Below are 4528 nucleotides of genomic sequence, written 5' to 3' on the forward strand. Positions count from 1 at the left end.
CACTTAAGGCGGGACACGGTGCAAGGCTTAACCGTTCGGCCTGAGCCTGTCGAAGGGTGGGCGGTTAAGCCGATCATGGTTCGACAAGCTCACCACGAATGGCTTAACCTGAAACTGTCCCACCTTAAGTGGATAGCCTTGTAAATGGCTTAAAGCTCAAGTTTAATTAGAGTTGTCTTTAATAATCTCATTAACGCAATGAGTGCGACAGTTTTATGGATTGTGTTGTCGCTGCAAAAAAACATAAATGGCGCGTTAGATAAAATAACTGCAATGAGTACAGCAGTAGCCATTTAGCTGCGAAGTGAGGGATATTAAAAATTATTATTATTTTTCAATGTGATTGGATGCTCATCACGCCTTGGTCTTGTATTATTCCAGTAGCATGTTGTCCTTTATGCTATGTTTTCATGTAATTGGCTGTAAACTTAATAAATTTATGCAGGTAACGCTGCATTAAAATGTTTTGCCCCGTCCATATTTTTAATGCTACCATTGGTAGCGGTTAAAGTTTGAGCCGACTTCAGCTTTGCTGAGGTCGGGATTTATAGCCAGTCATTTGGCGATTTTTAAGTTTATAGAGTGTAATATGTCAGATCAAGTTGTAGGTACCGTTAAGTGGTTCAATGATGAAAAAGGTTTTGGATTTATTGAGCAGGAAGGTGGCAAGGATGTATTTGTTCACCATAGCGCAATTATCGGTACTGGCCGCAAGACCTTGCGGGATGGTCAAAAAGTAACGATGCGAGTAACCCAAGGCGAAAAAGGCCCTCAGGCTGAAAACGTAACACCAGCGTAAAACCTAACACAGCGAACCCAAAAGCGTTTTGTCTTTTGGGTTCTTTTGTTAAGCTTTAAAGCGCTTGGCGTTTTTGGGTTTTTGAATGGCTTAAATCAGATAATTTAGGTTATCTGTTTTCTCGATGTAAAATAATATTGTCGACGACAGTAGGGTCGGCAAGCGTCGAGGTATCCCCTAAGCCATCCAGCTCGTTTGAAGCAACTTTGCGCAAAATACGTCGCATGATTTTACCCGAGCGTGTCTTTGGTAAAGCGGGTGTCCATTGAATAATATCCGGACTGGCAATGGCTCCAATCTCTTTGCGTACTAAGCTAATGAGTTCCTTTCTCAATTCCTCTGATGGTTGCACGCCCACATTTAAGCTAACAAAGGCGTAAATTCCTTGGCCTTTAATGTCGTGTGGATAACCGACAACCGCAGCCTCTGCCACATGTGGATGTAGCACTAAAGCGCTTTCAATTTCAGCGGTTCCCATTCTATGGCCTGAAACGTTAATCACATCATCTACGCGCCCAGTGATCCAATAATAGCCATGCTCATCGCGCCGCACCCCATCGCCAGTAAAATAATAGCCGGGGTAACTTTTAAAATACGTATCAATAAAACGTTGATGGTCGCCGTATAGGCTTCGAGCCTGTCCTGGCCACGAACGGCTTAACACTAATAGACCATCCGCTTCTCCTTGCAGGACATTGCCTTCCTTGTCCAGGATTTCAGGAGTAACCCCAAAAAAAGGTAACGTTGCCGAACCTGGTTTTAATGCGGTGGCGCCAGGTAAAGGCGTAATCATGATGCCCCCTGTTTCAGTTTGCCACCAGGTATCTACCAAAGCGCACCTCGCATCCCCCACAACATGGTAATACCATTCCCAGGCTTCAGGATTAATTGGTTCGCCGACACTGCCCAGTATACGTAAGCTAGTGCGTTGGGTACGGCTGACAAACTCATTGCCTTGCGCCATCAGGGCACGAATGGCAGTCGGTGCGGTATAAAAAATATTAACCTGATGTTTATCGACAATACGCCAAAAACGATCAGCTTCGGGATAAGTGGGTATGCCTTCAAACATTACCGTGGTGGCGCCATTGCACAGCGGCCCGTAAATTACGTAGGAATGGCCAGTAACCCAGCCAATATCAGCGGTACACCAATAAATATCGCCGTCATGATAATCAAAAACGTATTTGTGGGTTATGGCGGCATACAGCAAATAACCGCCCGTAGTATGTAAGATGCCTTTAGGTTTTCCGGTAGAGCCAGAAGTATAGAGAATAAATAGCGGATCTTCGGCATCCATCACTTCGGCTGGACAGTGTTCAGAAGCATCTTGCATGGCTTCGTGATACCAAATATCCCGATTGTTATGCCAGGCAATATTTTCTGTACCATTTTTGATGACGATAACGCTTTTAAGATCGGGGCAGGCCATAGCGGCTTGATCGACATTGGCTTTAATGGCTGTGGTTTTGCCGCCACGATGGCCGACATCCGCACACACCACATACTGACAATTTGAATCCAGAATGCGATCTTTTAAAGCTTCAGCAGAAAATCCTCCAAAAACAATAGAATGTACCGCACCGATACGCGTACACGCTAGCATAACAACGGCTGCTTCGGCAATCATGGGCAGGTAAATGCACACGCAATCGCCTTTTTTGACACCTTGTGACTTTAAGACGTTGGCAAACTTGCAGACTTGTTGATGCAGTTCACGGTAAGTCATTTTTTTGTCACGCGCAGGATCATCGCCTTCCCAAATAATAGCCACCTGATCGCCGCGCTGAGCTAAATGGCGGTCAAGACAATTCTCACTGACATTCAGCTTGCCACCTTCAAACCAGCGAATATAACCAACGTTATAATCACAATCCATCACGGTTTCCCAGGGTTTTTGCCAGCTTAAAAACAGTTCCGCCTGCTCTGCCCAAAACGTACTAGGTTCGTCAATAGAGCGTTGATACAGGGTCTGGTAGGTGTTTTGATTAATGTGTGCACTGGGGATGATTTCAGGTTTTACATCATAAATTTTAGCGTTTGTCATCGGCTTATTATCGGCTGGGCAGTTATAACTAAGGGAGGTGAGGGCATTCGCTTTGCAGTGTAATGGCATCGACATTTTTTAGTGCAGCCGGATTCCAATGAGCAATTGCCCAGTTAATCAGTTCTGCTGATGAGGTATGTTGCAATGCTATGGGCGGATGCTGTTTTAATAAGTTTAGCAATTTAAATATAACATGCGCAGGGGTTTTTAACGCTACCGACTGTGCGCCTGTTTGCTTACTGAGCTTAAAGCCCTGGTCATCTGTAATGACCGGTACGTGTAGGTAAGCAGGCGTACTTAGCCCCAGTATTTGTTGTATATAAATTTGTTTGGGTGTCGAATCAAGTAAGTCCATGCCGCGCACGACATGATTAACGCCTTGTCGGTCATCATCAATCACCACGGCAAATTGGTAAGCAATAATATGATCTTTGCGTTTTAAAATAAAATCGCCGTGCTGCGTAGCAAGATGATGGCTAATAAGGCCTTGCAAGCGATCATCAAAGCAGATGACACGATCATCGGTTTTAATCCTTAACGCATGCGGTGCGTAGCAGGGAAATAAATTGTTTCGACAGGTATTGGGATAAACAGCATCGATGGATGCGTTTTGGGTTAGGTTGGCGGTAACGGTTTTGCGGCTGCATATACACGGATAAATACGTTTGTCGTGTTGTAAGGTGGCAAGAACATCGTGATATACGTCCAGGTCATCACTTTGGAAATAAACACTGCTGTCCCAGTGCAAGCCAAGCGTATCTAATGTTTTTAAGATGCTATCGACAGAACCGGCAGCATTGCGAGGAGTATCAAGATCATCAATGCGCAATAACCATAGACCTAGTTGGGCTTTGGCATCCAGAAAACTGGCAAGTGCAGTATATAACGAGCCTAAATGCAGAGGGCCGGTAGGCGAAGGCGCAAACCGGCCAATATAGGGGCGCTTGTCAGACACGACAAACAGCTAACCCATTTGTTTTTCCCGAATTTCATCCAGTGTTTTGCAATCGATGCACAAACTGGCGGTCGGTCTGGCTTCTAATCGACGTATGCCAATATCGATACCACAGGATTCACAAAAACCATAATCACCTGATTCAATTTCTTTCAAGGAGTCATCAATTTTTTTGATCAGTCTGCGTTCACGATCACGCGTTCTTAATTCCAGGCTAAATTCCGATTCCTGGGTGGCGCGGTCATTAGGATCAGGAAAGTTAGCCGCGTCGTCTTGCATATGATGTACAGTACGATCAACTTCCTTCATCAATTCAGATTTCCAGTTATTAAGAATGGTCTCAAAATGCTTTAATTGAGCCTCATTCATATACTCTTCGCCTTCTATTTCTACATAAGGCTTAAAACTAAAAGGCGATGCTATCGCTTTAGCATTCTCGGTCATCCCTTAACTCCTAAAAAACAAGGTAATATAAAAAAACAGCGCCTTTTTAGCAGAATAGCCTAGTGTTAGCAAGAACTATCGCGATAATTTATAGCCACTCGTTAGAAAATAATGCCTAACGCCAGCTATGGTGATTAGTGGAAGGCTATTAAATAGTCAATATTCGGCGATAGGCGTCAAGTTATACTAGTACTTAGTCAGCTTTATAATGTCGAGTACTATAAAATACTCCGTTCGTCCTGAGCCTGTCGAAGGACTTGTAGTTCATGGTTCGACAAGCTCA

4 protein-coding genes are annotated in these 4528 nt (G+C 44.3%); 1 reads left to right on the forward strand and 3 read right to left on the reverse strand.

Annotated elements, in window-relative coordinates; translation table 11 throughout:
• The first annotated feature begins 589 nt into the window (after positions 1-589).
• Positions 590-799 carry a cold-shock protein gene (locus tag ACHZC4_RS04370; RefSeq protein ID WP_394752603.1) on the forward strand — a complete coding sequence of 70 codons (210 nt, stop codon included), beginning with the start codon at positions 590-592 and terminating at the stop codon, positions 797-799.
• 109 nt (positions 800-908) lie between these two features.
• On the opposite strand, the gene acs is transcribed toward ACHZC4_RS04370, so the two are convergent.
• From acs to dksA, 3 genes are read right to left on the reverse strand one after another with little or no spacing between them, the layout of a single operon-like run.
• Entirely contained in the window at positions 909-2846 is a 1938-nt protein-coding gene (acs, locus tag ACHZC4_RS04375; RefSeq protein WP_394752604.1) for an acetate--CoA ligase, read from the reverse strand.
• A gap of 28 nt (positions 2847-2874) precedes the next feature.
• On the reverse strand, positions 2875-3801 hold the full coding sequence (gluQRS, locus tag ACHZC4_RS04380) for a tRNA glutamyl-Q(34) synthetase GluQRS (RefSeq protein WP_394752605.1): 927 nt from the start codon (positions 3799-3801) through the stop codon (positions 2875-2877).
• Between the two features lie 9 nt (positions 3802-3810).
• Positions 3811-4245: an RNA polymerase-binding protein DksA gene (gene dksA / locus ACHZC4_RS04385; protein WP_394752606.1), complete on the reverse strand. Its 435-nt coding sequence runs from the start codon at positions 4243-4245 to the stop codon at positions 3811-3813.
• Between the last annotated feature and the right edge of the window lie 283 nt (positions 4246-4528).

The organism is Crenothrix sp. (assembly GCF_043729335.1).
Lineage (GTDB): Bacteria > Pseudomonadota > Gammaproteobacteria > Methylococcales > Methylomonadaceae > Crenothrix.